Source organism: Parasalinivibrio latis (assembly GCF_036825535.1).
Classification (GTDB): domain Bacteria; phylum Pseudomonadota; class Gammaproteobacteria; order Enterobacterales; family Vibrionaceae; genus Parasalinivibrio; species Parasalinivibrio latis.
In genome coordinates, this window is record NZ_CP098813.1 from 72821 (window position 1) to 98812 (window position 25992).

Sequence of the window (25992 nt, forward strand, 5' to 3'; positions counted from 1 at the left end):
CTGCATATTTCAAAGATTGGGCGTTTTACTCTCGCCACCATGAAGCCCAACGGAAACTTTAAGATCAAAACTGTACTTCTCCAGTAGCTTTAACTGAATTCAGGAATACAATAGCGATACTCAAACGTTTACTTATGCCTCCTAATAAAAAGTAATGCCTTCTCAACAAAAAAACTTACTTATCGCAATCGTTTGCATCTTTGCCGCAATGTTTACCATTCAGACAGGATCTACTTTCGCCAAACAACTTTTCCCTGTCGCAGGTCCACTAGGAACAAGTGCCCTTCGGATAACATTTTCCGCGCTGGTGCTCTGGCTGGTATTTCAACCATGGCGACGCCTGCCCAAGGCCAGCGACTGGCGCTCTCTCATCATCTATGGATTATGCCTTGCGGGGATGAAGATCCTTTTTTACCTCGCAATTGAACGCATCCCAATTGGAATCGCCGTTGCACTTGAGTTTACCGGTCCCCTTACCGTTGCCATGTTGACTATGCGACGCATGCGCGATTCTATCTGGGTCTTTATGGCTTTCGGCGGAATCCTGCTTTTGGTACCTGACCTTCAAGGCGCACACGCATTAGATCCGGTAGGCATCGCCTACGCAGTGGCTGCAAGCACCTGCTGGGGGGGATACATACTGTTTGGAAAAAAGGCTGGAGATCTGGCACCCGGCGGAACAACAGTCGCCTGGGGTATGCTAGTTGCTGCAATGGTTGCCCTACCCGTAGGTATCACAACCACCTCAATAGATGTGTTCACACCCCATATTCTTTTACTCGGCTGTATTCTCGGGATTATCTCCAGTGCCCTCCCATACACCCTTGAGATGGTTGCACTGAAAAATATGCCACAACAGACTTTCAGCATCCTGGCCAGCCTGGAACCGGCCGTAGCAGCGCTGGCCGGTTACGTATTCCTGCATGAACTGCTATCTATCACTCAATGGGCAGCGATTTTGCTGGTAATCACCGCCTCTGTCGGAAACACCGTTTGCACTGCATCTTATATGAAAAGAACCCAAGCACAGGGAGAACCAGCCTGATCACAATTACGCCCCGGTATAAAGCCGGGGCGTTAACAGCTATAACCGCTACTTTGGAATGCCTACCTTGAAAAAGCGTTGCAAATTTTGGGGGGAGCTTACCTAAACCCAGTAAAGCGCCCATTGCTCACATAAACAAAAAGCCTTTACCCACAAGGATAAAGGCTTGGATTTGTTGCTATTTCTTAGCTATTAAGGCTGCTGGCGTGTCGCGGCAATTACAATTTCACGTACACACACGTTTTGAGGCTGGTTGTACGCATAGCTGATCGCGTTAGCGATATCTTCAGGCTTCAGTACACCACCCATTTCTTCTTTCCAGCTGTCATAACCGGCTTTAATTTCGTCGCTGGTAGTATGGCTCAGTAGTTCAGTTTCTACCGCACCCGGTGCAATAGTGACCAAGCGCACGTTTTCGTCAGCGACTTCTTCGCGGATGTTTTCAGTAATCGCATGCACCGCAAACTTGGTACCACAGTATGCAGCATGGTTAGGGAAAGTTTTACGACCGGCAATGGAGCTGATGTTAACCACTGTGCCGCCCTTGCGTGCCTTCATGTCCGCCAACACCGCGTGAATGCCGTTCAGCAGGCCCACCACGTTTACGTCGAACATGTTTTTCCACTCAGCAGGATCCTGTTCGTGGGCCAGACCCAGCAGCATTACGCCTGCGTTGTTGATCAGGCAGTCAACCTTACCGTAAACCGCTTCAGCTTCAGTGATTGCAGCCTTGAAGCTTTCACCATCAGTGATATCAACCTTACGGCACATAGTGTTTGGCAGTGCCATTGCTTCCAGCCGTTCAATACGGCGGGCAATCAGGAGCAGAGGGTAGCCTTGGGAAGAAAGCAGGCGTGCAGTCGCTTCACCGATACCTGAACTTGCGCCGGTAATCACTACGAGTGGCTTGGTCATGGTTATATCCTCGTTAGGTTTTCCAAAGGGTAAAGAGAACACCGCGGGCCCGCAGCGATATGGAGCAACTATAGGTGAGTCCGGGCACATTGAAAAATACCGATTTCCGAGGATTACCATAAGCAATAGCTATAGATAAATGAGTGCCACCTCACCAAAGCAACGATTTCTGTTATCCTTGCAACAAATTACAAAAGGCTCTCCTTATGGATATTCGACTTCTTCGTTTCTTTGTCGCTGTGTATGAAGAACAAAACATCACCGCTGCTGCAGAACGTTGCCACGTGTCTCAGCCCTCAATCTCCAGTGCTATAAAACAACTGGAATCAGAGCTTGATACCCCACTGTTTACCCGGCACAAAAAAGGGGTGTCCCTGACAGACGATGCTCAACACCTGTACCCGCTGGCGTCACGCCTTGTAAACCAGATGCAAACCCTGCCGGGGTTGTTCAGGGACAAAAAGCATAAACAGCCTATTCGGATAGGTAACTTCCACGACCTCAGCCAGACAGAAATCGCCGCTTTTCTCGCTGGCATCGCAAAATCCTGCCCGGATATTCTGATTGAATTTGTTGATCACAATGATGAGGATGCCGATATTCGGCTGACCCTGGATGTATTGAAATCCAGCGACGAGATATTTCTCCCGCTTTGGGAAGAAGACTACGTACTCTGCATGTTGCCGAATCACCCTCTGGCATCTCGCCAATCCATTAAACCCGCCGAGCTACACCAATATGACTTCATCGAGTGCCCACCATGTGAAGCCCACCAGCAAACAATCAGCCTGCTGGCTTGTGAAGGTCTGGCGGTAAACCTGGTAGCCAGGGCAGAACACAAAACACAGGTCATGCACCTTGTTCAGGCTGGAATCGGTATTTCTTTCCTGCCAACTGGTGTACTTGAAAGTGCAAAAGGTTTGGTAACAGTGCCTTTGGATGGTCCGAGAATGTTCCGCCGGATTGGTATTTGCTATACCGGACGGAGTGCCAGCACTCCGACAGTCGCCAATGTGATTCGCGCGGTGTCTTCAGACAACACTGCCCTGTCTATATAAAAAGAACCCCGGCGAAGGAAGTGCCGGGGTTTCATACCAAAAATTGTTACATTGTCTTGTTATTTTACCGAACCAACACCCAGCCCCTGAACCAGATACTTCTGAATCCAGGCAAACAGAATTGCCACCGGTATCGTTGCCAAAAATGCCGCGGCCATCACCAGGTGCCATTCAACCGTGTACCGTCCACCCACCAAAGAAAACACCTTCAGGGTAAGGGTGAAGTTATCACTGGAACGAAGGGACACAAGCGCCACAATAAATTCGTTCCAACTGTTGATAAAGGTGAAAATGGCAGCAACCACGATAGAAGGTTTCGCCATAGGCAAAAACACCAGTTTCAGGCTCTTAAACGCACTGGCACCCTCCAGCCAGGCTGATTCCTCAAGCTCTTTAGGAATTGTTGCAAAGTAGTTTTGCAGCATCCAAACTGCAAAAGCCAGAAAGAACGCCGCATAAACAAGAGTCAGCCCCGTCAGGGAGTCAATCATTTTCAGCCATGCCAGCATTTTGAACAGGCCGATCACCATCACTATCGGTGCGAGCATCTGAGTAATAAGCAGATATTTCTGGTACGCACCCTGCCCACGAAATTTCAGTTGTGAAGCCGCATATGCAGACGGAATGGCAAGAATAAGCACCAGGATGGTTGTCGCTGAACTCACAACAAGGCTGTTAACCAATGCCGGTCCAAACTGTGTGACTTCCCACATTTCGACAAAGTTGTTCCACTGGAATGTACTGGGAAGCCATGTTGGTGGAAAGCTGAAAACTTCCCCCCTCTCTTTCACTGATGTGAATACCATAATCGCGTATGGAAACAGGGCAGAAATGACAATCGGCGAAAGCAGCAACCAGGTAATGATTGAACGTTTAATCATTGGATTTTTCATCACGATCCTCCCTGCTCGTTTTTCATGACAGTTCTTAAGTACACGAATGTCAGCCCCATTAGCAGCGCAAACATAGCCAGCGAAATCGCTGAAGCTTCACCCAGTTTGCCCAGCTTGAACGCCATTTTATAAAGATAGGTAACCAGTATTTCGGTGCTGTTTGCTGGTCCCCCTTGTGTCAGTATCCAAATAATTGGGAAGGAGTTGAAAACATATATTGTGTTGAGAACGACAGCCATATGAATGAAGGGTTTGAGAAGCGGTAAGGTTAATTTACGGTACTGCTGCCATCCGGTGGCACCTTCTACTCTGGCTGCTTCATATATATCAGTAGGTACGGAAGACAAGCCTCCCAGAATAATTGTGACTGTAAATGGTACTGAGACCAAAACACCTATGAATATTTGCATCGGGAAAGCAAGCTCAGCTGATGCCAACCAATCGAGTGGAGCATCGATTATTCCCAGATCCATAAATGACTTATTTAAAAGGCCAAACTGCCCATTCAGGGCCCAACGCCACACAATGGCAGTCATCGTCAACGATATTGCCCAAGGGAGCATAATTATCGTCCGGGCGATGCTTCGGCCGTAAAACTTTTCATTCAGTAATTGGGCAACAAATAGTGAAACAATAACTGTCAGTGCAACAACAGCAATTGTCCAAACAAGCGTGCGAAAAGCAGATTCATAAAAAAGCGGATCTGAAAGGAGTTTTTCAAAATTCTCTAACCCACTAAAACCTTTGAGCTTTCCGAAACGGTTAACTTTATGTGTTGCCAATTCAAACATTGCCCACAGAGGATAAAGTATGACAAAAGACGATAGAATTAATCCGGGCAACACTAAAAGATAAGGGAGATTTTTTTTAAGTGTAAAAGGGGACGACATAATTTACATCCATGTAGCAGTGAACAAGCCACTTAAAAATGAAGCGAAACCGCCCGAACGCTGTCGAACGGTTTCGTCTTTCTTAATTATTTTCTATTTTAAAATCCCAGAGCAGAGTTTGCTTTCTTCTCTGCTTCTTTCAGAGCATCTTCTGGGGTTTTCTCGCCCAGGTAGATGCTTTGCAGTGCGTTAATAGTTGCTTCAGAAACCTCACCCCAAGCTGAAGTCAGCGGTACGAATTTCGCACTCGGCAGTACTTCTGCAAAGGCTTTCATCTTCGGGTTTTCGGTGTAATGAGGGTTCTGCGCGACTTCTTTATTAACCGGCAGCATACCTTCATTAATGCTGAAGTTTTCACGCTGCTTTTTCTCGAACAGGAAGCTCAGGAATTTCCATGCTTCTTTCTTGTTCTTACTGTTTGAGAACATAACGATAGAGTCAGTTACACCAGCTGTACCCGTAGTGACTTCAGTTGGAACAACCGCAACACCATAGTTAAGATCCGGCGCTTCTTTCTCAATTTGACCGTTCAGCCAAGGTCCGGTAATCATCATACCCACACGGCCTTGCTTAAACAGATCCTGAACGTTTTCACGGGTGTAACTTGTTACACCTGGCTGAGTCAAACCTTCATCAATCATAGATTTATAGAAGTTAGCAGCTTTAATTGCAGCATCTGAACCAACTCCACTTGCACCTTCCGGCGTCAGCAAATCGCCACCAAATGACCACAGTGCGTAGTACCAGTAGGTATCGGTATCAATTTCTACACCCTGAAGACCAAAGCCATAGTGATCTTTAATCTTGGAGATCTTTTCAGAATACTCTTTTAACTCACCCCATGTTTTTGGTGCGTCACTCAGACCTGCCTGGTCAAACAGGGATTTGTTGTAATAGAGAGCACGGGCAGAAGCCGCAATTGGCAAACCGTAATATTTGCCGTCGATATTTGCTGGCTCAAGAAACGCTGGAATAAAACGGTTTTTAAACTCGCTGTCCATGTAGCTGTCCAGCGGTTCAACCACCTCAGCCTCAACAAAGTCTGGGAGCCAAATTGTTGCACTGATTGCGATATCCGCGTTCTGGTCAGCAGAGATATCCGTAGTCAGTTTCTGTTGGAGAGAATCCCAGTTTACTTCTTCTAAAACAATGTTGATGTCGGGGTTCTTTTTCATGAACTCATCAGCCGATTGCTTGAAGAATTCACCAGTGTAAGAACTGTAAAATGGGTAGGTAACTCGTACATCACCTGCGATTGCACTACCGGTTGCAGCCAGCGTTAAAGCGGCTGCAAGTACTGATTTTTTCAAAATCCTTTTCATTGTTATCTCCGCACGTCTTTGATACAGGTTGTGTCAGAAAATCGTAATTCGATTAAAAATCACCCTTTCACTTTTACAACTACGCAACATTACGTCAAATGAAATATAAGCAAAACGAAAGATCACTCAATTTCATACTTTTCGATTTATATTATTGTTATTTATATACTTTAACCTTTCTCCGCGATGAAAGCGTATACCTCTAACCTTTCGGTTCATTTCGATATTTGATATTCGAATCACAAAATTCAACTCAAACGCAACCGATAAAAGCAAATAATGTTACTAATTTAAATACATCACGGAAATATATTGATATTAAATATGACACGGATTTCATAATTATGCCTACATTAAAGCTAAACAAAATTGTCAAAGACTATGGAAACGGTCCTGTTATTCATGGGCTTAACCTGGATATTGCAGACAATGAATTTGTTGCCCTGGTAGGACCCTCCGGTTGCGGTAAATCAACGCTTTTACGCATGATCGCCGGGTTGGAACATACTACTGACGGCGTTTTTACTGTTGACGGAAAAGACCTTACCCACGCGACACCACAAAACCGAAATATGGCGATGGTCTTTCAGAGCTACGCCCTATATCCGCATATGACCGTATATGACAACATTGCATTTGGTCCGAGAATCCGTGGTGAATCAGAAGATCAGTATGACAAGCAGGTAAGGGAAGCTGCCGATAAGCTAAACCTCACAAACTACCTGGACAAATTCCCCCGGCAACTTTCCGGAGGCCAACGTCAGCGCGTTGCAATGGGCAGAGCTATTGTAAGAGACACCCGTTTATTCCTCTTTGATGAACCATTGTCCAACCTTGATGCGAAGCTTAGAACCCATATGCGGTCTGAAATTCGTTCACTTCACAACCAACTTAATTCAACAACAATTTACGTGACCCATGACCAAATCGAAGCGATGACCATGGCAGACCGAATTGTTGTAATGAACCAAGGCAAAATTGAACAAACCGGCTCCCCACTGGAACTGTATGACAACCCGGCAAATATTTTCGTCGCCACGTTCTTAGGCTCTCCTGCGATGAATATTCTTGAAGGTTCGGTTATTGAATCAGGCAACAATCTTCGCGTCGCATTCACTGACCAACATGTTGTATCTGTGCCGGCACCGACAAATTCATCTGTTAACGTAGGGGATAAAATTCTGGTTGGTGCACGCCCGCAACACTTAACAGTCACGGCAGCACAGGCAGAGAATGCAATACCGATGACCGTGACGTACATTGAGCAAACCGGAGCTGAATGTTTTGTCGGGTTGGAATTCCTTGGAGAGAAATACTCGCTGGTGTCTCAGGAACGAATTGCAATTGAGGCGGGCACCCAGGTTTATGTAACTTTCTCTAAGACCCATTTGTTTGATAAAAATACAGAAGTGGCGCTTTAGCTTTAACCTAAACCAAAAACGGGAAAGGAGCAGCTGTCAGCAAGGCACTGCTTCTTTTTTTTGATTCGGCTTTCGTTTTGTTTTTTGTGCTTTCAATGTCTTTTTTTTACGCTTTTCCACACTTTGCAGCTGCGTTTCAGGCTGTTGTGCCACTACCTTATTCCGACCGGAATTTTTTGCTTCATATAAGGCATCGTCAGCCCTTGCATAAACGGTTTCTGCATCGTCCCCCTGAAATACTGAGGTTACACCGACACTCACAGTAACAAAGAGCTCAAATCCCCGGTAAGTCACCGAATGGGTAGCAATGGTTTCCCTAATACGTTCAGCAATATCCCTTGCATGCTTCAGATTCATCCTTGGCAACAATACAGCGAATTCTTCGCCTCCTACCCTCGCAAACAAGTCATCTTCACGCAGAATCTGGGAAACAAGTTGGCCGAGCCCCTGCAGCACTTTATCCCCGGCTTGGTGACCAAAGTTATCATTGATTCGCTTAAAGTGATCGAGATCCAAAAGCAGCAAGCAGGTATCTCTTCTGACCATTCGGGCTGTCGAGGTTTCCAACTGAAGGGCATCCATAAATCTTCGTCGGTTGAACAGACCTGTCAATGCATCTGTTTCACTCTGCATTCGAAGCAGACATTCCATTTGGTAGCGCTTCGTGACGTTCCGGGTAAGCCACAATACAGCCCTTTCGCCGCCATAAATCATGGAGAGCGGACATACCTTGCCCTCAAAGTGTAAAACACCGCTGGGGCCGGAATCGCCTTCGATCCCATCCACATCCGAAGCAGCAAGATCATATTCAACAACCCTTACCCCCTGATTGTTTAAAACATCAAGGATCTGGACCATAAACCAGTCGGCCTTTTCTTTGGAAAGGGCATCATAAAGTGACCTCCCGACCAGCGGATGACCATTGTGGTAAGTGTGTTGATCCTCTCCTCCCAGGAAGTCTACATATTTGCCTGACTCACTGAGGATAAATACCGGATCTGGCAGCAGCGATATAATTTCTCTGAGTTGCTTTTCGTTCAATGCCATATTTCTTTCCTTACTGATGGCACCGGAATTTTGATTATTTTTTATACAACCATTTTAGCAGCTCGACCTATCGCAAACGAGAGCTAACTCGCAGATATATAAGTATTTTATATTCACGAATAAAATGATAGATGAGCGAATGCTAACCGAAAGGAAAATGAACGCCGATTTTTCAACCGGCGGAGTTGTCAGTAACTGATGAGGTTGCCCAGTTCTACAAATGAACGAATTGTGTATGTCGGTTTAATGGTTTCGTCTGCAGGGTTCCCCGCGTGGTTAAACCAGCATGCATCCATCCCGGAATTGAGACCTCCGAGGACATCCGATGCTAAGGTATCCCCTACCATCAACACATTTTTACGGTCAGGTTGTCCAGCTTGTTCCAATGCATAATCAAACACAGCCGGATCCGGTTTCGCTACACCAATTTCTTCTGATACAACAACAAAATCGAAGTAGTCTTTCAGACCAGTTCGCTCAAGCCGGATATTCTGCAAGGCTGTAAACCCATTGGTAATAATCGCCATACGAACCTTGCCTTTCAAGGCTGACAGTTGTTCTCTCACACCGTCAAGAGGCATACAAATCTCAGCCATGGCATCAAGGAAGCTGCTGTTTAGCTGTTCCGGAGCTATATCCAGTCTCTCTGACCAACTGGTAAAGCGCCTGGTCTGAAGCTCATATGCAGTCACGATGCCATTTTGGTAATCCACCCAAAGTGGTTTATTGGTCAATTGGTATTCATCGAAATCCTGACGGGTAAAATCCACACCGTAGCGTGAAAACATCAGGACCAGGCCACGAAATGCATCAAAATGGAACAAGGTTTCGTCCGCATCAAAAAAGATCCACTGGTACTTCTTCATTCTTTTTCTCCAGTTTTGGCCGGGAAGTCATACCGCGACATTCCCGATAAGCCCGGCGATGTTACAGCAAAAACCGGCCGCTTTCACGGCCGGTTTTCTGTTGTTCGCAGGTATCTCTTTCATCGAATTAATTAGCAGGGAATCAACCTATTGGGACAGGGTAAACAGTAAGTAGCAGTTCAGTACAAGCACAAAACCGACAATCACCATACCCAACACTGATACCACGCGTTTATTCGCGAATTGCCCCATCAATTTTTGACTGTTAGTGAACATCAGCAGTGGGATCAGTGCCAGCGCAATACCGAAGCTAAGTACCACCTGGCTCATCACCAAGATATCAGTTGTGTTAATGCCCAAGCCGATAACAACAAACGAAGGGATCATTGTCACCGCACGGCGCACCCAGACCGGAATAGTAAAGTGAACGAAACCCTGCATCACCACCTGACCAGCCAGGGTACCCACCACAGTGGATGACAGGCCAGATGCAATGAGCGAGATACCAAACAGCATCGAAGCGGCATGACCCAACAGTGGTTCCAGTGTCATGTAAGCCGTTTCAATTTCTGCAACATCATGACGACCACTGGCATGGAATACGGCTGCAGCCATGGCGATAATTGCAACGTTCACAAACCCGGCAATGGTCATCGCAAACAACACGTCCACCCTTGTAGAGCGCAGGCGTTTTTCAGTTTTTTCGCCATAACCCTGTTTAAACAGCGCTGAGTGCAGGTAAATCACATGCGGCATAACTGTTGCACCCAGAATACCGGCTGCAAGGTAAATCTGGTGAGGTTCAGTCAGGGTTGGTAAAAGCAGTCCTTTCACCATCTCACCCCCTGCCGGTTTCGCCATCAGCAGTTCGGCTATGTAGATACCGGCAACAAGAAGCAAAAGCCCGCCGATTACCGCTTCAAGGGGTTTCTGGCTGCGTCGGTTAAACATCAGGATGCCAAACGTCGCAAGTGCAGTAAGAATGGCACCTTCCATCAACGTAATGCCAAACAACAATTGGAAGCCGACAGAGGCACCGATAAATTCTGCCAGGTCTGTCGCCATAGCAATCACTTCTGCCTGCACCCAATAAGGGATGATGGCCCATTTGGGCAAACGGTCTCGGAGGTGCTCTGCGAGGTTTTTACCGGTAACAATACCCAGTTTTGCTGAAAGGTACTGGATCAGCATGGCCATCAGGTTGGCCCAGAGCACAACCCACAGGAGCTGGTAACCAAAAGATGACCCGGCTTCAATGTTGGTCGCAAAATTGCCCGGATCGATATAACCAATGGCAGCAATAAATGCAGGTCCGAGTAGAAGGAGCTTACGTTTGAAATTTAACGACAAGTGGGGAAAACGATGAAGAAATACTGCGTTCATTATTTACTGCCTGCTTTATTATTCTGGGTACACGATACGCCCCCTCTTTCAATAGTTCATATCACTTAAGCCAATCACTTTAATAGATATCATCAATTCTTATAGCGCAATGTATTCCCAGCGCAAATCCTTTAAAAATCAATGTTATGTAAAGAAGTGAAAACACTGTTCTGTGATCCATTACGTAGTTATATTCTCCCCATCGGGTGTTAGATACGCCGGATATCCAATGTCACTTCAGGTACACCTTTCATTTCTTACAGCACGTACCTGAAACGGCGTATCGAGCCAATGGCAATACACCGCTTCGTTTGAAAGCATTCGGTCTGTCGTACCGGGTGATGAAACTATGGAGTCAAAATGAACAAAAAACTCAGGATTGCCACGGCAATTTCTGCCGCTCTGTGGCTATCTGGTTGCGATATGTCTTCGCACGCTGCCCAGAATAACCAACCACCGCCAGCCGTACCGGTAAACGTCATTGAGCTCAAGCAGGGCGCACAGGCTATTACCATGGAACTGCCGGGCCGCAGCCGGGCATACATGGAAGCGGAAGTGCGTCCCCAGGTGAACGGCATCATTCTGGCGCGAAGCTTTACCGAAGGCGGTATCGTTGATGAAGGACAGTCACTGTACCAGATTGACGACGCTACCTATAAAGCGGCGCTTATCAGTGCAAAAGCTGAGCTCAAGCGTGCTGAGGCGGCACTCGCATCTACCCGCGCAACTGCCAAACGTTTTGAAGAACTGGTAAAAACCCGTGCTATCAGCCAGCAGGACTATGATCAGGCCAACGCGGCTTACCTTGAAGCACAGGCCAGCGTTGCCGTTGCCAAAGCCGCTATCAATGCTGCGGAAATAAACCTGCGCTACACCAAGGTTCAGGCCCCAATTTCCGGCCGTATCAGTAAATCAAACGTCACGCCAGGTGCATTGGTCACTGCTAACCAGGGACAGGCTTTGGCGAAAATTTCCCAGCTTGATCCCATCAATGTAGACATTGCCCAATCGAGCACCCAGATGCTTCGCCTGAAACAGCGTATTGCAAGCGGCCAGCTTCACCAGCCGGAAACCGCAGAAGTCAGCCTGATCCTTGAAGACGGCAGCGTTTATCCGTTCAAGGGCTCGATGAAATTTGCTGAGGTTACGGTTAACGAAACCACAGGCGCAGTTACCCTGCGTGCTGAGTTCCCTAACCCTGACGGTATTCTGCTGCCGGGTATGTTTGTACGTACTATCGTCACGGTTGGCACTGACCCTGAAGCTATCCTGGTACCCCAAAAAGCCATCAGCCGCACACCACGCGGTGAAGCAATGGCAATGGTGGTGAACAAAGAAAACCAGGTGGAAGCCCGCATGGTTGAAACTGCGGAAGCTATTGACCACCAATGGCGTATTACTGCCGGCCTTGAAGAAGGCGACAAAGTGGTGGTGGAAGGTTTGCAGAAAATTCGCCCGGGCGCGAAAGTCACCGCAACCGTCCTTAGCGACAAGCCTGCAAGCTAACAGGGACTCATCATGGCTCGTTTTTTCATAGATCGACCGATCTTTGCATGGGTAATCGCAATCATCATCATGCTGGCCGGTGTGCTTTCCATCAGTACGCTGCCGGTATCGCAGTACCCGACAATTGCCCCGCCGCAAATCATCATCAGTGCCAACTATCCGGGTGCCTCTGCAAAAACCGTCGAGGACTCAGTCACGCAGGTCATTGAGCAGCGCATGACCGGCCTCGACCACCTCCGCTATATCTCTTCTGAAAGTGACAGCTTTGGTAATGCAAGTATCAAGCTGACCTTCAACGCAGAAGCAGATGTCGATATCGCGCAGGTCCAGGTGCAGAACAAACTGCAACTGGCCATGCCACTCCTCCCGCAGGTGGTTCAGGCGCAGGGTGTGAGCGTAAACAAGGCAGGTACCGGCTTCCTGATGCTGCTGGGCTTCGTATCTGAAGACGGTACCTTGGACAAGGCCGACATTGCCGACTACGTATCATCGAATATCCAGGACCCGATCAGCCGTGTTTCCGGCGTGGGTGACATCCAGGTATTCGGCGCACAGTATGCAATGCGTATATGGCTCGACCCGCTGAAGCTCAACCAGTACAACCTGACCACCAATGACGTCATCATGGCAATCCGTGAGCAAAACGCACAGGTGTCAGCAGGCCAGCTTGGCGGTGCCCCGTCAGTAAAAGGCCAACAGCTTAACGCAACAGTATCTTCCCAGTCCCTGCTGCAAACCCAGGAAGATTTCAGCAACATCGTGCTGAAATCAGATTCAACGGGTGCCAAGGTTCTGCTTAGCGATGTTGCGAAAGTGGAGAAAGGCGCAGAAAGCTATATGGTCAACGGCTATTACAACGGTAAAGCTGCTTCTGGCCTGGCAATCCAGCTGGCACCGGGTGCTAACGCACTCGAAACCAAAGAAGCCGTTCTTGAGCGTATGGCGGAACTGGAAGCCTTCTTCCCGGATGGCCTTGAAATGGTCGTTCCGTTTGATACCACGCCGTTCGTCAGCAGCTCAATTGAAGGGGTTGTGAAGACCCTGCTGGAAGCCGTTGTACTGGTGTTCGTCATCATGTACCTGTTCCTGCAGAACTTCCGCGCAACCCTGATTCCGATGATTGCCGTCCCGGTTGTTCTCCTGGGAACCTTCGGTATCCTGGCGGTTGCCGGTTTCTCGGTCAACATGCTGACGATGTTTGCCATGGTACTGGCTATCGGCCTCCTGGTGGATGACGCCATCGTTGTTGTCGAAAACGTTGAGCGCATCATGTCAGAGGAAGGTTGTACTCCTCTGGAAGCCACACGCAAGTCGATGGACCAAATTACCGGCGCACTGGTCGGTATCGGCCTGACCCTGTCTGCGGTATTCGTACCGATGGCATTTATGTCCGGTTCCACGGGGGTTATTTACCGCCAGTTCTCGATCACCATCGTGTCGGCAATGGCGCTGTCCGTGCTGGTTGCAATGATCCTGACCCCGGCACTGTGTGCGACCATGCTCAAACAGGTTGAAAAAGGCCACGCTTACACAGACAAAGGTTTCTTTGGCGCATTCAACCGCTGGTTTGACCGTTGTACCAACCGTTACGAGTCGAGTGTCGCGAGCATCATCAAACGCACCGGCCGCATGTTCGTTGTCTTCCTGGCACTGACCGCAGCAACCGGGTGGATGTTCCTTCGCATGCCGACAGCGTTCCTGCCGGATGAAGACCAGGGGACCTTGTTCGCCCAGGCTATCCTGCCTGCGAACTCCACCCAGGAGAGTACCCTTAACGTTCTCGACAAAATGCAGACTTATCTGCTTAAGGAAGAAGCAGAATCCGTTGAGTCTGTCTTTACCGTTGCGGGCTTCAGCTTCGCCGGTATGGGCCAGAACATGGGTATGGCGTTTATCAACCTGAAACCTTGGGATGAACGTACTGCACCGGGTACCGATGTTCAGTCTATCGCAGGTCGCGCGATGGGTGCGTTCATGCAGATTAAAGAAGCAATGGTGTTTGCCTTTGTACCACCAGCGGTTATGGAACTGGGTACAGCAAACGGCTTCGACTTCTATCTGCAGGACCGTAGCGGTAACGGCCACGATGCGCTGATTGCAGCACGTAACCAGATGCTGGGTATGGCCGGACAGGATCCTAACCTTGTGGGTGTCCGCCCGAACGGTCAGGAAGATGCGCCGCTTTACCAACTGCACATTGACCACGCCAAGCTGCGTGCACTGAACCTCAACATTGCTGAAGTGAACTCTGTTCTGGCTTCCGCATGGGGTGGTGCTTACGTGAATGACTTCATCGACCGTGGCCGTATCAAGAAAGTCATGGTGCAGGGTGAGGACCGCTACCGCATGCAGCCGGACGACCTCGACAAGTGGTTTGTACGTAACAGCAAAGGGGAAATGGTGCCGTTCTCCGCATTTGCCACCGGCTCATGGGAATTCGGCCCACCGCGTCTGGAGCGTTTTAACGGCCTTCCGGCAGTAAACATCCAGGGTGCAACCGTACCTGGCTACAGCACCGGTGCAGCGATGGACAGCATTGAAGACATGGCCGGCAAACTGCCACCGGGCTTTGGTATCGAATGGAACGGTCTCTCTTATGAAGAGCGTCTGTCCGGTAACCAGGCCCCAGCACTGTATGCGCTGTCGATTCTGGTGGTATTCCTGGTACTTGCGGCACTCTATGAAAGCTGGTCAGTACCACTGGCGGTTATCCTGGTTGTGCCTCTGGGCGTTATCGGTGCCATCGTTGCGATGACAGCACGCGGCATGCCGAATGACGTATTCTTCCAGGTTGGCCTGCTGACCACCGTGGGCCTGGCGACCAAGAACGCCATCCTTATTGTGGAGTTTGCCAAGGAGTACTACGAGAAAGGAGCCTCTCTGAAGGAAGCGACACTGCACGCCGTGCGTGTACGTCTGCGTCCTATCCTGATGACGTCACTGGCGTTTGGCCTAGGTGTTGTACCACTGGCTATCAGTTCCGGTGTAGGCTCGGGGGCGCAAAATGCTATCGGTACCGGTGTACTGGGTGGCATGGTGGGTTCAACCTTCCTCGGCATCTTCTTCGTACCGCTGTTCTTTGTGGTGGTAGAGCGGATATTCAGCCAGCGTGAGCGTGAACAGCGACGCCAGCGCAAACTGGATAAGCTGGCAACCCAGTAATTCTTTCCTTGCTTGCACACTCTCAAAGGGTCACGAAAGTGGCCCTTTGGTTGTTCCTACACCGAAGAAATGCTCCCCTGCCCGCTTTCGCTATTGCAATTTTTTGCGTACACGCTACTGTGATGCTCGCTTGTAACCTAGTTGGATTCCTTTTCTGTGCTGATTTACCGACCTCGGCTGGACTATCCGCTGTTCTTTGCCATCTGTACGCTGATAGCCATCGGCTCTATGAGTGTATGGAGTGCCAGCGGTTATAGCATGCCCATTATCGAACGCCACCTCGCGCGTGCATTCATGGCCATTACCGCCATGCTGGCTTTATCTGCCATTCCGGCGAAAAAATTCAAGGATATCGCCCCTTACCTGTTTGGGTTGGCGGTAATACTGCTACTGGGCGTCATCGTTGCCGGTGATACCACCAATGGTTCGAAACGATGGCTGGCACTGGGGCCGATTCGCTTCCAGCCTTCAGAGCTGGTGAAGGTCGCTGTCCCAATGATGGTGGCCTGGCTGATCGTTAAGGATCCCGGACGACCTGGCCTCAAGAAAATATTTATGTGTCTGGCGGTAACTGCCCTTCCCGCCGGGCTTATCGTTATCCAGCCCGACCTCGATGGTGCAATCTTTACCGCCATTTACGCACTCTTTGTGCTGTATCTGGCCGGGATGAGCTGGAAGATTATCGCTACTGTGGTGGGGACAGTTGCCGCTGCCGTGCCTGTGCTCTGGTTCTTCTTTATGGCGGATTACCAGAAAATGCGGGTTACCCAGTTCCTGAACCCGGAATCGGACCCCCTTGGAGCCGGATACCAGATTATCCAGTCCCTGATCGCTATCGGTTCCGGTGGCATCAAGGGCAAAGGCTTTATGAACGCAACTCAGGGCCAGCTCGGTTTTATCCCGGAAAGCCATACCGATTTCATCTTCTCTACCTTTGCAGAAGAATGGGGCTACTTTGGCAGTGCGCTGATAGTCTGCCTCTACCTGTTCATTGCAGGCCGGGCTTTGTGGCTGGCAAGCCAGAGCGATTCCGCCTATTCGCGTCTGGTGAGTGGTGCGCTGGCGCTCAGCTTCTTCCTTTATGCCTTTATCAACCTGGGCATGGTTAGTGGACTCTTGCCGGTAATGGGAAGCCCACTGCCGTTTATCAGTTACGGTGGTACCGCAATGATTACCCAGGGTGCCTGTTTCGGCATCATCATGGCATTGTGTCCTAAACGCCGCCAGGCCGGGGCACCCTGGACGCCATACAGCCTCAACAACTGATCTCCGGGACAAGAAAAGAGAAAAGCGACCAAACCGGTCGCTTTTCTTTTCTCACCTAAATACCCGCTTTACCGTTTTCCCAATACTGTCAGGGCGATGCCGGCCAACAGCAGCACACAACCAACCATCTGCAAGGGGCTTGGCGACGCTTTCTGGATAAACAACGTCAGAAGAATTCCCATCATCGCCGACATCCCGGCGGCTACCAGCACCAATGACACATAGGGAAGCTGTCGCGCACCGCTTCCGTAATAAATGGAAAACCCGATACTGGCGATATACATAAAGGGAATTGCCATTAGGCAGATTTTCGCAGCCGACACAAACACATTGGATGCATCCAAATAGCGGACACTGAGCATATTTACGAAATGGATACACCCGGTTGCCAGAGTAAGGGTGCCACCAAGTTTGAGGATGTTCATTGCCATATTAGCGTTACCGTATTGGGTTTCGTCTCTGTCCTACACTTCTCAGACAGAGGGCGCTTCCTGATATCGCTGTCTGTTGCCGGTGTAACATTGGGTGAAGAATCGCCACATCTTGTGACGGGGCGCAATCATACGCACATGGTTATTTTTTGTCCAGATCCGAAAAAATCCACACCGCCGTCAAAATAGCTTTACGTTTTGTTGCCTTTTTAAATCTTTGTGCCACCCCAACCCTAACTACACTCTAAATAAGGCAAATTTCAGTCGGAGGCAGATATGAACATACTGTCTTACATCCGCTTTACTGTAATGCTGCTGTGTGGGCTTTTTCTCTTTTCTTGGCAAGCTAATGCAGACACTGTGTGGGTAGTTCCGGTTAAAGGCGCAATCGGCCCTGCATCCAGTGACTACATCAGCCGGGAAATTGAACTGGCTCAAACCGAAGGCGTCAGCCTGGTTATCCTGAAGATGGATACACCCGGAGGGCTGGACAGCGCGATGCGAGATATCATCCGGGCTATTACTACCTCAGCTACCCCCATCGCCACCTGGGTGGGCCCATCCGGCTCCAGGGCAGCCAGTGCCGGCACCTATATTCTGTTAGCCAGCCATATAGCCTCCATGGCAGAAGCAACTAACCTTGGCGCAGCAACGCCCGTTGCAATCGGCGGTGGACAGGCTCCAGGGACACCTTCCAAACCGGGGTCTCCACCAGAGGAAGAGAATGAATCTGGTGATACCACCGATGAAAAAACTGAAAAGCCAGACAGCGATAAAGTACCCTCAGACACTGCAATGGAGAAAAAAGTCATTAATGACGCCCGTGCATACATTAAGGGACTTGCCCGGTTGCACGGCCGGAATGCAGAGTGGGCTGAAAAAGCGGTCAGTGAAGCTGCAAGCCTGGACGCGACCGAAGCCCTGGAGCTGGGTGTTATTGACTTTATCGCCAATTCCCCTGAAGAACTGGTCAGACAGGCTGACGGTCGGGAAATATCAATTAACAGCAATAAAGCGACGTTGTCACTAAAAGATCCAGTATGGGTTGAGCGTATCCCCGACTGGCGGGCCGAAATGCTTGCCGTTATCACCAATCCCAACGTGGCGTATATCCTGATGTTGATTGGTATCTATGGCCTGTTGTTGGAGTTCTATAACCCGGGTATTGGACTTCCCGGCGTCTTGGGCGGTATCTGCCTGCTTCTCGCCATGTACGCGTTGCAAATGATGCCCGTTAATTACGCCGGGCTAGGACTGATTCTGCTCGGTATTGCCCTGATGGTGGCAGAAGCGTTCAGCCCGAGCTTTGGCATACTTGGCCTTGGCGGCATCGTCGCCTTTGTGTTGGGGTCGATTTTCCTGATGGACAGCGATTTGCCCGGCTATCAGGTAGCCATCCCGCTGATTGCCGGCGTCGCTATTTTCTCGCTTGCGCTGATACTGCTGATGGTCACCATGTTATTGAAAATCCGGCGACGTAAAGTGACGACCGGCATACAGACCATGACAGGAAAGCTCGCACTGGTCACTGACGACTTTATCGACGGCGAAGGCCGCGTACAGATGGACGGAACATTCTGGACAGCCCACTCGGAAACGCCACTGAAAAAAGGTGACCAGGTAACCGTAGAAAAAATTCGGGGGCTCAAGCTCTCCGTTACACCACGAATCAAAAAATAAGCTTGGAGGCTGATATGGTTCTCTACACAACGGCTGTGCTATTAGTGTTACTGGCGATCTTGCTGGTCAACATGTTCAAGGTGCTGCGGGAGTATGAGCGTGGCGTGGTCTTTTTCCTTGGCCGGTTTCAGGATGTGAAAGGCCCCGGCCTAATCATTCTTATCCCTTTTGTCCAACAGATGGTAAGGGTAGACCTGCGAACCATTGTCCTTGACGTCCCCACCCAAGACTTGATTACCAGGGATAACGTTTCTGTCCGGGTCAACGCCGTAGTCTATTTCCGGGTGCTTGACCCGCAGATGGCCATCAACAACGTGGAAAGCTACCTGGAAGCGACCAGCCAGCTGGCCCAAACCACATTGCGATCTGTACTCGGCCAGCATGAACTGGATGAACTGCTTTCTGAGCGCGACAGGTTAAACCGGGATTTACAGGGGATCCTTGACCAGCAAACTGATGACTGGGGCATTAAAATTGCTACGGTGGAAGTTAAGCATGTCGATTTGGATGACAGCATGGTACGCGCCCTCGCCAGGCAAGCAGAAGCAGAGCGAAACCGGCGGGCGAAAGTAATTCATGCCACCGGTGAGCTGGAAGCATCAAGCAAACTCAAAGAGGCTGCCGATATGCTGAATGAAGCCCCGAATGCGCTGCAACTGCGCTACATGCAAACTCTCACGGAAATCGCCAACGAAAAGACGTCCACCATCGTATTCCCGATGCCGATTAACCTGGTGGAGTCGCTGTCGGAAATCATGAAAACCAAAGCGCCAAAGGACTAACCCGGAGTCTCAGCCCGGAGATCCGGGCTGTGTCATCCCCTTTTCCCCAATTCGGGTTGCATCATGCCCACCGAATGCCTGGTAAGGGCGCAACCCAAACAGCGGCATAATGGCATAAATATGGTCGAAGATGTCCGCCTGTACTCCTTCGTAGTAAGTCCAGTCTGTGTTGTTGGTAAAGGCGTAAATCTGCAGCGGCAGTCCGTTTGAGGTCGGTGGCAACTGGCGCACCATAAAGAGCATATAGGGGTGGATATCCTTGTGGCTTCGGAGGTAGGTGTTCAGGTAGGCACGAAAAGTACCAATATTGGTCATATTGCGGGTGTTAGCGACGTGGAGGACATCTCCCAGGTTTTCATTAAATTCCCTGATCTCCTTTGTACGTTCAAACAGGTATTCTCTCAGAATCCTCACCTCTTTCAGTGCTTCGATTTCCTCTTCAGACATAAACCGGATAGACGTGACATCAATGTAAAATGCCCGCATGATGCGTCGCCCGCCTGAATCTGACATTCCCTGCCAGTTAACAAAGGCATTCTGTACCAGTGCATAGGCTGGAAGCATAGTGACGGTATTGTCGAAATTGCGTACTTTGACAGTGGTCAGCGATATCTCTTCTACGGTGCCATTTGCCCCGAATTCTTCCATTTCTATCCAGTCACTCAGGCTCACCATCCGGTTTGCCGACAGCTGAATACCGGCGACAAATCCCAAAATCGTGTCCTTGAACACCAGAAGCACCAGACCGGTTGCCACACCCAACCCGGAAAGGAAATAAACCGGTGATTCATCAGCAAAGACTGAAATGGAAACCACCACCCCAACAAAGAAGGTGAACAGCTTTATCAGCTGTACAAAACTTTTAATCGGCAGGCGCCGGGTAATGCCTTTCATTGATGCCAGCTCGTTCAGGGCATCCAGCAGGGAAAACAGCATCCAGATAAACAAGATCAATACTGTCACACTCAGTACCCTGTCAGTGAGCATCGACAACAGCGGGTGGCGGGCAAGAATGGGTGGTACTGAAAGTTCCAGCACCATGACCGGAATAAGCAGCGCGAGTTTATCGAGCACCCGAAACCGGGCAAGGCCTTTTACCCAGTTATCCTTGGAACGGCTTAGCAGGGCTTTAAACAACCGGATAAATACCCGGTGGACAAGCAAATAAGCGAGCAGCGCCACAAGCAAGGCGCCCGTAACAAAAATCAGGGTTGAATAGACGCCATAAGGGTCGTTGTTCACGCCAATCGCTGTCAGTTTTTCAGCAACATACGCCCTGATGGAATGATCTAACAAAGCTGCCCCCACGCGTAATTACAGTCATAACGTTCAGACTAAATCGCGTAGATACTGGGAGTTGCGACAATTACGATACAGGAGGTAAAAAGCTGGTGAGCGGTGGCTTTAATCGGTCCAGAAGTGGACAGAATCAGGGTAGGAATCAGGTGGAAAGAAGCAGTTTAATGAATTGCCGGAATCAACATAAAACAAAGCGGGCCTCAGCCCGCTTCATTCGCAACCGAATCAGGCTTTCTTAACGAACTCTGACTTCAGTTTCATTGCGCCGATGCCGTCGATTTTACAATCGATGTCGTGGTCACCGTCACACAGGCGGATGTTCTTAACTTTGGTGCCAACCTTAACAACCAGAGAAGAACCCTTCACCTTCAGATCTTTAATAACAGTAACAGTGTCGCCGTCCTGCAGAACGTTACCGTTAGAATCCTTGATCACACGCTCGTCTTCGGCAGCATCAGCAGCAGCGTCCTGTGACCACTCGTGGGCACATTCCGGGCATACGTACATCATGCCATCTTCGTAGGTATATTCTGAGTTGCACTTTGGGCAATTTGGTAATGCAGACATTTGTATAGCCTCTGTCAGCGTGAAAAAAGAGGCGGTAGTCTATAACAAACCGCCCCCCTGTGGTACAGCCAAACGCGTTGACTGCTGTAATTCAACACATTCACACCCTCCCCGTTAACGTTAGCTACACCACACCGCAACCACACTAAATCCAAGGTGGCAACATTTAGATCAAGCAAGAAACAAAACCACCCTCACGGTTATCAAGTAATAACCAACAGTAAACCAATGCCACCAACAGAAATTGACGAAATTTCGCTCTCCGTACCCCTGAGTACCCTGGAACGTCCAAGTTCTGGGACTATCTCATTCTTTTTCCGTCAAGGTGTTAACCCACGCTATAAGCTGACTTACCGCCCAGATAAATTCCTCAAGCGGCCAAGGAGGCGGATATGAGCAGAAGACACAAGGGAAAGCTCACTGGTAAACGAAAACTAGCTGGAATACCAGGAATGGTGAAAAATGGATTTCTGGTCACCGTTACGCTTATTTCACTAGCAGGGTGCTCACAACCCCGTTACAGCAATACCGCCGACCAAAAGCCGGAAACGCTGCTGGTAGTGCGGGATAAGGCCGTTGCACATTGCATCCAGACCAATGGCGAATATGTCCGTCTTCGTGACAATCATGGCATCTATGCCCTTTGCCGCCTTGAAAACGGGATCGAAGTCGATGCCTGGTGGCATTATCAGGCAAGCCTTCCTCGTCCTTCGCAAAAAACTGAGATCATTGCCGGATTTTAAACCATCCAACGCCTTCAACACCCACGCGGCACGGATTCTATGATCCACTGCAAACATGCAGCATAAATTTCTGCGCCGGCTCTGACCTTAGCGATAAAATACACCATCTTTCATAATGTTACAGAGCTGTTATGACTTACAGACATGTTATCGGTTTGGGTGTGGCAGGCAACTTTGCCGGTCATTTGGAGCAAGCAGGCGAGGATCGCGATTTTCTGGCTGTCGAAGTAAAAGAAGCCATCCAACCAAAGGCTATTTTCCCGTTTTATCTGCCGTCAGGCTGCAAGAGTTTCTTGTCGACCTACCCGCTTTCCATCAACACCATTAATGCGCCGGAACATGCTGACAACCTTCAGATCGAACCTGAAGTTGCGCTGCTTTGTGATATCGAATACCACGACGGCAAGGTTTCCAACCTCGTTCCCCGTCAGTTCGGCGCTTACAACGACTGCTCCATCCGCAAGCCGGGTGCACGCAAAATCAGCGAAAAGAAAAACTGGGGCCGCAATACCAAAGGTCTGTCAGAGACCCTCTTTGACATTGACCACTTCGGCGCAGGCGGTGTGTTGGACAAGTTCCGTATTGCCTGTTTCCATATCCGTGACGGCCATTGCCATACCTATGGTGAAGATAGCCCGGTGGTTGGCTACAGCTATTTCCACCAAAAGTTGACCGACTGGATTGTGGATCGCATGAACAACCAGGAAGATGTTGGCCCGGCTGAACCAATCAGCATTTACCTGAAAGATGCCAAATACCCTGAGCAGGCACTCATCAGCATTGGAGCAACCCGTTACACCCCTTACGGGGAAACGCATTTCCTGCAACCGGACGATATCAGCATCGTGGTGGTGTACGATTCGACCCTCTACACGTCCGGGCAAATTGCAGCAATGGCAGCAGAGCGCGAACTGGACGAAGAAGGCATTTCTGCACTTATCCAGCGTGTTGTCTAAGTTCATCCTTGCGGATAAACCTGTTCGACATAATGCCGCTCTATGCGGCATTTTTACTGGCCTCAATTGTTACTGAGTGACAACATAACACCAACAATCCTGTCCCTTACTTCCTCGCCAGAATCCAATACAATTCCCGCCCTGTTCCTCGCTTCCTGAAACCACCTTTTATGATCGATTATTCCGTATTGCCGGTCTATATGACGGCTGTATTGGCGCTTTTGCTGATCCCGGGCCCGGACATGCTGCTGATTACCAGTGCAAGCCTTAGCTATGGCAAACGCGTCGGCATTTTTGCCAGCCTTGGCAATGCCACATCAGGCATTATCCTGACCCTGCTGGCTGCGGCAGGTATTTCTGCACTTATCGCTGTCAGCCCGACCGCCCTAACTGTGCTTAAACTGGTTGGCGGTGCTTACCTTCTGAAAATGGGTTGGGATTGCCTACGTACAGCCGCTGCCGGGGACGCGGAAAACTTGCATGCTGAAAGCCATCTGGCGCGCAAGCTCTACCGGCGCGCTGTATTCAGCAACCTGCTGAACCCCAAAGCCCTGCTGTTTTTTGTGCTTTTCCTGCCGCAATTTGTCTCGACCAAAATTGCCGCATCATCCGGCGAGCAATTGCTGGTTCTCGGCCTGCTACTCAATATCTGTGGCCTTCTGTTTAACCTATTGCTGGTCGCGATGGTAGGGTCTGTGGGTCAGGCTCTGCTGAAGAGCCAGACGTTCCGGAACTGGCAGCACAAGGTGATGGGTCTGGTGTTCTTTGCACTGGCTGTCTGGCTGCTTACCTCAGAAGTCGCCACTCATACGGTGTAATGAACGTTCCAGACATAAAGCAGCCCGGTTTAAACCGGGCTGTTTTGTTTCTGATCGATATCCCCTGGGGGTTGGGAGGAAGAAGAGTCCTCGTTGTCCGGTGTAATGCGAAAGCCAGACTGAATCAGGCTGATGCTGATACCGGCGCCAACAATCAGCAAAATGCCCAGGTGCCATGCCTGACTCATCCCTGTCTTCATCAACGTCGCACTGATGACAGAAGCAAACACCATCTGGCAGGCTCCGGACAACGCTGCAGTCGTCCCGGCTTTGTTACCTCCGTAGGGCTGCATCAGCATGGCCTGGGCATTGGGGAAAGCCACACCGTTCGCCATCGCCATACTGAACTGGCCCAGCATCATCAAAAGGGGTGACGGGGTGACCAGTACAAACCACAGCCCAGCGGAAACCTGGATAAACGGCGCAAGAACCAGTACCTGACGCTCTGATAAGCGACGCCGTAGCCGGTTGCTGAGAATCCCCCCACACATCAGGCCGACTGCCGGCAGTAACGCCCACAGCGCATACTCTTCAGATGTTAAGCCAAGCTGCACCTGCATGATGAACGGCATCAGTGAAATTGCGACCACTACCAGGGTGTAATTCAGCCAGCCGATTGCCGCGAAACTCAGGAAATGGCGGGATGAAAACAGCCCACGGTAATTTCTCAGGGTGGTTCGCAGGCTCGGCGGAAGGCGAACATCCTTCAGCGTCTCTTCAAACCGCATGACCAGCACCAGCCATACCAGCAATACATAGCCAAGCATCACCGCAAACACGGATACCCAGCCAAAATAGTGGTTTACGATACCGCCAAACAGGGGGGCAACAATGGGAGTAAAAGAAGCAACGATTGCCAGCCAACTTAATGCCGTAGACAGTTCAGCCCCGTTGTAATTATCCCGGATACAGGCACGGGACAATACGGCACAGCACCCTGCACCAACACCTTGCAGGAACCGGCCGGCCACCAGCATTTCAAAATGCGCAGAACCAAACAGCGAAAGAGCAATTCCCGCCAACGCAATGAGTAAACCTGTCAGCAATACCGGGCGTCTGCCGAAGGTATCAGACAGCGGGCCATAGACCAGCTGAGAGGAACCAAAACCGAGAAGGTACAGAGAGATTAGGGCCTGGGTTGAATCAGATGAGATATCAAAGGTTTCACTGATGGCAGGCAATGCGGGGAAGAGCAACCCCACACTCAATTGCCCGATACTGACAATCAGGCAGGCGATTAAAACGGTTCTGAATTCAAAACGTGCTGGCATTGTCCCCCCTTATCGTTGACAGGGAGTATTATCTCAGTCGCATTTTTGTATGATAAGTGAATTCTCAGACTGGAATTATGTCCCCCAAGGAAAGAATGCAAAAAAACAGCCTCCTTCGAGGCTGTTTAGTACAGTACCGAAATTCGGGAATACCAAGCTAACCGGCACCTAGTTTCAACTTCTTAAATGCCCTGGCTTTGTGCTGCTCCCAACGCGCGGCGGGCATCCTGCTGTCATCAGATTTTTGCCGGGTATCCGGGTAATAGGGAACATCCGCCCAGGCAACCTCTACGTTAATAGATTCCGCATCGGAAAGTTGGTGTGTTTCAAATGCCAGCCCCCCATCAGGGGCGTTTCGCTTCAATTTGACGATGCGGTCCGGAATTTCCAGCTCAAATTCTGCATCGCTGTTGGGGTCCACAAAGCGAAAAACAGGCAGTTTCGCAATTGCGCCGGGCACCACTTCCCTGCCCTCGTCAGACATGCAAAGGGTCAGCGTCCGCGTGGCCGGGTCATACCGGGTTGCACGTACATCCGAAATATAGTGCTGTGCTCGCCCAGCCTTGTTAGAAAGCCGGATCTTCACTTTCAAAACACCGCCAGACTGCGCGACCTTTTTGATATCCGCTTTCATATCCTCGGCTTTGCTCTTTTCAGCCATAATCAGCCTC

At 49.8% G+C, this 25992-nt stretch carries 23 protein-coding genes; 11 read left to right on the top strand and 12 right to left on the bottom strand.

What is annotated here, in order from left to right; genetic code table 11:
* The first annotated feature begins 154 nt into the window (after window positions 1–154).
* Window positions 155–1045, top strand: coding sequence for an EamA family transporter (locus NF212_RS17530; RefSeq protein ID WP_434361922.1), 891 nt, complete (start codon window positions 155–157; stop codon window positions 1043–1045).
* 192 nt (window positions 1046–1237) lie between these two features.
* Here the strand turns inward: NF212_RS17530 and NF212_RS17535 are convergent, their stop codons facing one another.
* A complete protein-coding gene (locus NF212_RS17535) occupies window positions 1238–1960 on the bottom strand; it encodes an SDR family oxidoreductase (RefSeq protein WP_434361923.1) in 723 nt (240 codons plus the stop codon).
* Window positions 1961–2166: 206 nt separating this feature from the next.
* On the opposite strand from NF212_RS17535, the gene NF212_RS17540 reads away from it, so the two are divergent.
* Window positions 2167–3018, top strand: coding sequence for a LysR family transcriptional regulator (locus tag NF212_RS17540; protein ID WP_434361925.1), 852 nt, complete (start codon window positions 2167–2169; stop codon window positions 3016–3018).
* Between the two features lie 59 nt (window positions 3019–3077).
* Here the strand turns inward: NF212_RS17540 and NF212_RS17545 are convergent, their stop codons facing one another.
* The 3 genes from NF212_RS17545 to NF212_RS17555 all read right to left on the bottom strand — a co-directional run bounded on the left by NF212_RS17545 (window position 3078) and on the right by NF212_RS17555 (window position 6123).
* Window positions 3078–3911, bottom strand: coding sequence for a carbohydrate ABC transporter permease (locus NF212_RS17545; protein WP_434361927.1), 834 nt, complete (start codon window positions 3909–3911; stop codon window positions 3078–3080).
* Entirely contained in the window at window positions 3911–4801 is an 891-nt protein-coding gene (locus tag NF212_RS17550) for a carbohydrate ABC transporter permease (RefSeq protein ID WP_434361928.1), read from the bottom strand. The genes NF212_RS17545 and NF212_RS17550 overlap by 1 nt, the downstream gene beginning before the upstream one ends.
* A gap of 98 nt (window positions 4802–4899) precedes the next feature.
* The gene (locus tag NF212_RS17555; RefSeq protein ID WP_434361930.1) at window positions 4900–6123 is read right to left on the bottom strand and encodes an ABC transporter substrate-binding protein; all 1224 of its coding nucleotides are present in this window, start codon (window positions 6121–6123) and stop codon (window positions 4900–4902) included.
* A 344-nt stretch (window positions 6124–6467) separates the two neighbouring features.
* Here NF212_RS17555 and NF212_RS17560 point away from each other — a divergent pair, with 344 nt between their 5' ends.
* Window positions 6468–7544 carry an ABC transporter ATP-binding protein gene (locus NF212_RS17560; protein WP_434361932.1) on the top strand — a complete coding sequence of 359 codons (1077 nt, stop codon included), beginning with the start codon at window positions 6468–6470 and terminating at the stop codon, window positions 7542–7544.
* A gap of 36 nt (window positions 7545–7580) precedes the next feature.
* Here the strand turns inward: NF212_RS17560 and NF212_RS17565 are convergent, their stop codons facing one another.
* From NF212_RS17565 to NF212_RS17575, 3 genes are all read right to left on the bottom strand, one after another.
* The gene (locus NF212_RS17565; protein WP_434361934.1) at window positions 7581–8591 is read right to left on the bottom strand and encodes a diguanylate cyclase; all 1011 of its coding nucleotides are present in this window, start codon (window positions 8589–8591) and stop codon (window positions 7581–7583) included.
* A 188-nt stretch (window positions 8592–8779) separates the two neighbouring features.
* On the bottom strand, window positions 8780–9457 hold the full coding sequence (yjjG, locus tag NF212_RS17570) for a pyrimidine 5'-nucleotidase (protein WP_434361936.1): 678 nt from the start codon (window positions 9455–9457) through the stop codon (window positions 8780–8782).
* 147 nt (window positions 9458–9604) lie between these two features.
* Entirely contained in the window at window positions 9605–10840 is a 1236-nt protein-coding gene (locus tag NF212_RS17575) for an Nramp family divalent metal transporter (RefSeq protein WP_434361938.1), read from the bottom strand.
* Between the two features lie 360 nt (window positions 10841–11200).
* Between NF212_RS17575 and NF212_RS17580 the strand changes: the two genes are divergently transcribed.
* The 3 genes from NF212_RS17580 to rodA all read left to right on the top strand — a co-directional run bounded on the left by NF212_RS17580 (window position 11201) and on the right by rodA (window position 16774).
* The gene (locus tag NF212_RS17580) at window positions 11201–12346 is read left to right on the top strand and encodes an efflux RND transporter periplasmic adaptor subunit (RefSeq protein WP_434361939.1); all 1146 of its coding nucleotides are present in this window, start codon (window positions 11201–11203) and stop codon (window positions 12344–12346) included.
* A gap of 12 nt (window positions 12347–12358) precedes the next feature.
* Window positions 12359–15508 (top strand): efflux RND transporter permease subunit, encoded by a 3150-nt coding sequence (locus NF212_RS17585; protein ID WP_434361940.1) that lies wholly within the window; start codon window positions 12359–12361, stop codon window positions 15506–15508.
* Window positions 15509–15664: 156 nt separating this feature from the next.
* Complete coding sequence (gene rodA, locus NF212_RS17590) at window positions 15665–16774, top strand: rod shape-determining protein RodA (RefSeq protein WP_434361941.1); 1110 nt, start codon at window positions 15665–15667, stop codon at window positions 16772–16774.
* A gap of 68 nt (window positions 16775–16842) precedes the next feature.
* On the opposite strand, the gene NF212_RS17595 is transcribed toward rodA, so the two are convergent.
* Window positions 16843–17205 carry a hypothetical protein gene (locus tag NF212_RS17595; RefSeq protein WP_434361942.1) on the bottom strand — a complete coding sequence of 121 codons (363 nt, stop codon included), beginning with the start codon at window positions 17203–17205 and terminating at the stop codon, window positions 16843–16845.
* Window positions 17206–17481: 276 nt separating this feature from the next.
* On the opposite strand from NF212_RS17595, the gene NF212_RS17600 reads away from it, so the two are divergent.
* Both NF212_RS17600 and NF212_RS17605 read left to right on the top strand, forming a co-directional pair.
* A complete protein-coding gene (locus NF212_RS17600) occupies window positions 17482–18885 on the top strand; it encodes an NfeD family protein (RefSeq protein ID WP_434361944.1) in 1404 nt (467 codons plus the stop codon).
* Window positions 18886–18899: 14 nt separating this feature from the next.
* A complete protein-coding gene (locus NF212_RS17605; RefSeq protein WP_434361946.1) occupies window positions 18900–19667 on the top strand; it encodes a slipin family protein in 768 nt (255 codons plus the stop codon).
* 9 nt (window positions 19668–19676) lie between these two features.
* Here NF212_RS17605 and NF212_RS17610 read toward each other — a convergent pair whose 3' ends face one another.
* The gene (locus NF212_RS17610; protein ID WP_434361948.1) at window positions 19677–20963 is read right to left on the bottom strand and encodes a mechanosensitive ion channel family protein; all 1287 of its coding nucleotides are present in this window, start codon (window positions 20961–20963) and stop codon (window positions 19677–19679) included.
* A gap of 228 nt (window positions 20964–21191) precedes the next feature.
* The gene (locus NF212_RS17615; protein WP_054673191.1) at window positions 21192–21533 is read right to left on the bottom strand and encodes a zinc ribbon domain-containing protein YjdM; all 342 of its coding nucleotides are present in this window, start codon (window positions 21531–21533) and stop codon (window positions 21192–21194) included.
* Between the two features lie 392 nt (window positions 21534–21925).
* Between NF212_RS17615 and NF212_RS17620 the strand changes: the two genes are divergently transcribed.
* The 3 genes from NF212_RS17620 to NF212_RS17630 all read left to right on the top strand — a co-directional run bounded on the left by NF212_RS17620 (window position 21926) and on the right by NF212_RS17630 (window position 24050).
* Entirely contained in the window at window positions 21926–22276 is a 351-nt protein-coding gene (locus tag NF212_RS17620) for a DUF333 domain-containing protein (protein WP_434361950.1), read from the top strand.
* A gap of 131 nt (window positions 22277–22407) precedes the next feature.
* Window positions 22408–23232: a DUF5718 family protein gene (locus NF212_RS17625; protein WP_434361952.1), complete on the top strand. Its 825-nt coding sequence runs from the start codon at window positions 22408–22410 to the stop codon at window positions 23230–23232.
* A 170-nt stretch (window positions 23233–23402) separates the two neighbouring features.
* A complete protein-coding gene (locus NF212_RS17630) occupies window positions 23403–24050 on the top strand; it encodes a LysE family translocator (RefSeq protein ID WP_434361954.1) in 648 nt (215 codons plus the stop codon).
* Between the two features lie 29 nt (window positions 24051–24079).
* Here the strand turns inward: NF212_RS17630 and NF212_RS17635 are convergent, their stop codons facing one another.
* Together NF212_RS17635 and NF212_RS17640 are read right to left on the bottom strand one after the other, a co-directional pair.
* Entirely contained in the window at window positions 24080–25321 is a 1242-nt protein-coding gene (locus NF212_RS17635) for a multidrug effflux MFS transporter (RefSeq protein ID WP_434361955.1), read from the bottom strand.
* Window positions 25322–25478: 157 nt separating this feature from the next.
* On the bottom strand, window positions 25479–25982 hold the full coding sequence (locus tag NF212_RS17640; protein ID WP_434361956.1) for a hypothetical protein: 504 nt from the start codon (window positions 25980–25982) through the stop codon (window positions 25479–25481).
* Window positions 25983–25992 lie beyond the last annotated feature (10 nt).

Coding starts and splice junctions, on each gene's coding strand:
- NF212_RS17635 (WP_434361955.1), bottom strand. CDS start 25,321: ATGCCAGCACGTTTTGAATTCAGAACCGTTTTAATCGCCTGCCTGATT.
- NF212_RS17625 (WP_434361952.1), top strand. CDS start 22,408: ATGACTTACAGACATGTTATCGGTTTGGGTGTGGCAGGCAACTTTGCC.
- NF212_RS17600 (WP_434361944.1), top strand. CDS start 17,482: ATGAACATACTGTCTTACATCCGCTTTACTGTAATGCTGCTGTGTGGG.
- NF212_RS17620 (WP_434361950.1), top strand. CDS start 21,926: ATGAGCAGAAGACACAAGGGAAAGCTCACTGGTAAACGAAAACTAGCT.
- NF212_RS17580 (WP_434361939.1), top strand. CDS start 11,201: ATGAACAAAAAACTCAGGATTGCCACGGCAATTTCTGCCGCTCTGTGG.
- NF212_RS17560 (WP_434361932.1), top strand. CDS start 6,468: ATGCCTACATTAAAGCTAAACAAAATTGTCAAAGACTATGGAAACGGT.
- yjjG (WP_434361936.1), bottom strand. CDS start 9,457: ATGAAGAAGTACCAGTGGATCTTTTTTGATGCGGACGAAACCTTGTTC.
- NF212_RS17575 (WP_434361938.1), bottom strand. CDS start 10,840: ATGAACGCAGTATTTCTTCATCGTTTTCCCCACTTGTCGTTAAATTTC.
- NF212_RS17640 (WP_434361956.1), bottom strand. CDS start 25,982: ATGGCTGAAAAGAGCAAAGCCGAGGATATGAAAGCGGATATCAAAAAG.
- NF212_RS17585 (WP_434361940.1), top strand. CDS start 12,359: ATGGCTCGTTTTTTCATAGATCGACCGATCTTTGCATGGGTAATCGCA.
- NF212_RS17550 (WP_434361928.1), bottom strand. CDS start 4,801: ATGTCGTCCCCTTTTACACTTAAAAAAAATCTCCCTTATCTTTTAGTG.
- NF212_RS17530 (WP_434361922.1), top strand. CDS start 155: ATGCCTTCTCAACAAAAAAACTTACTTATCGCAATCGTTTGCATCTTT.
- NF212_RS17605 (WP_434361946.1), top strand. CDS start 18,900: ATGGTTCTCTACACAACGGCTGTGCTATTAGTGTTACTGGCGATCTTG.
- NF212_RS17535 (WP_434361923.1), bottom strand. CDS start 1,960: ATGACCAAGCCACTCGTAGTGATTACCGGCGCAAGTTCAGGTATCGGT.
- NF212_RS17540 (WP_434361925.1), top strand. CDS start 2,167: ATGGATATTCGACTTCTTCGTTTCTTTGTCGCTGTGTATGAAGAACAA.
- NF212_RS17555 (WP_434361930.1), bottom strand. CDS start 6,123: ATGAAAAGGATTTTGAAAAAATCAGTACTTGCAGCCGCTTTAACGCTG.
- NF212_RS17565 (WP_434361934.1), bottom strand. CDS start 8,591: ATGGCATTGAACGAAAAGCAACTCAGAGAAATTATATCGCTGCTGCCA.
- NF212_RS17595 (WP_434361942.1), bottom strand. CDS start 17,205: ATGGCAATGAACATCCTCAAACTTGGTGGCACCCTTACTCTGGCAACC.
- NF212_RS17615 (WP_054673191.1), bottom strand. CDS start 21,533: ATGTCTGCATTACCAAATTGCCCAAAGTGCAACTCAGAATATACCTAC.
- NF212_RS17545 (WP_434361927.1), bottom strand. CDS start 3,911: ATGAAAAATCCAATGATTAAACGTTCAATCATTACCTGGTTGCTGCTT.
- NF212_RS17630 (WP_434361954.1), top strand. CDS start 23,403: ATGATCGATTATTCCGTATTGCCGGTCTATATGACGGCTGTATTGGCG.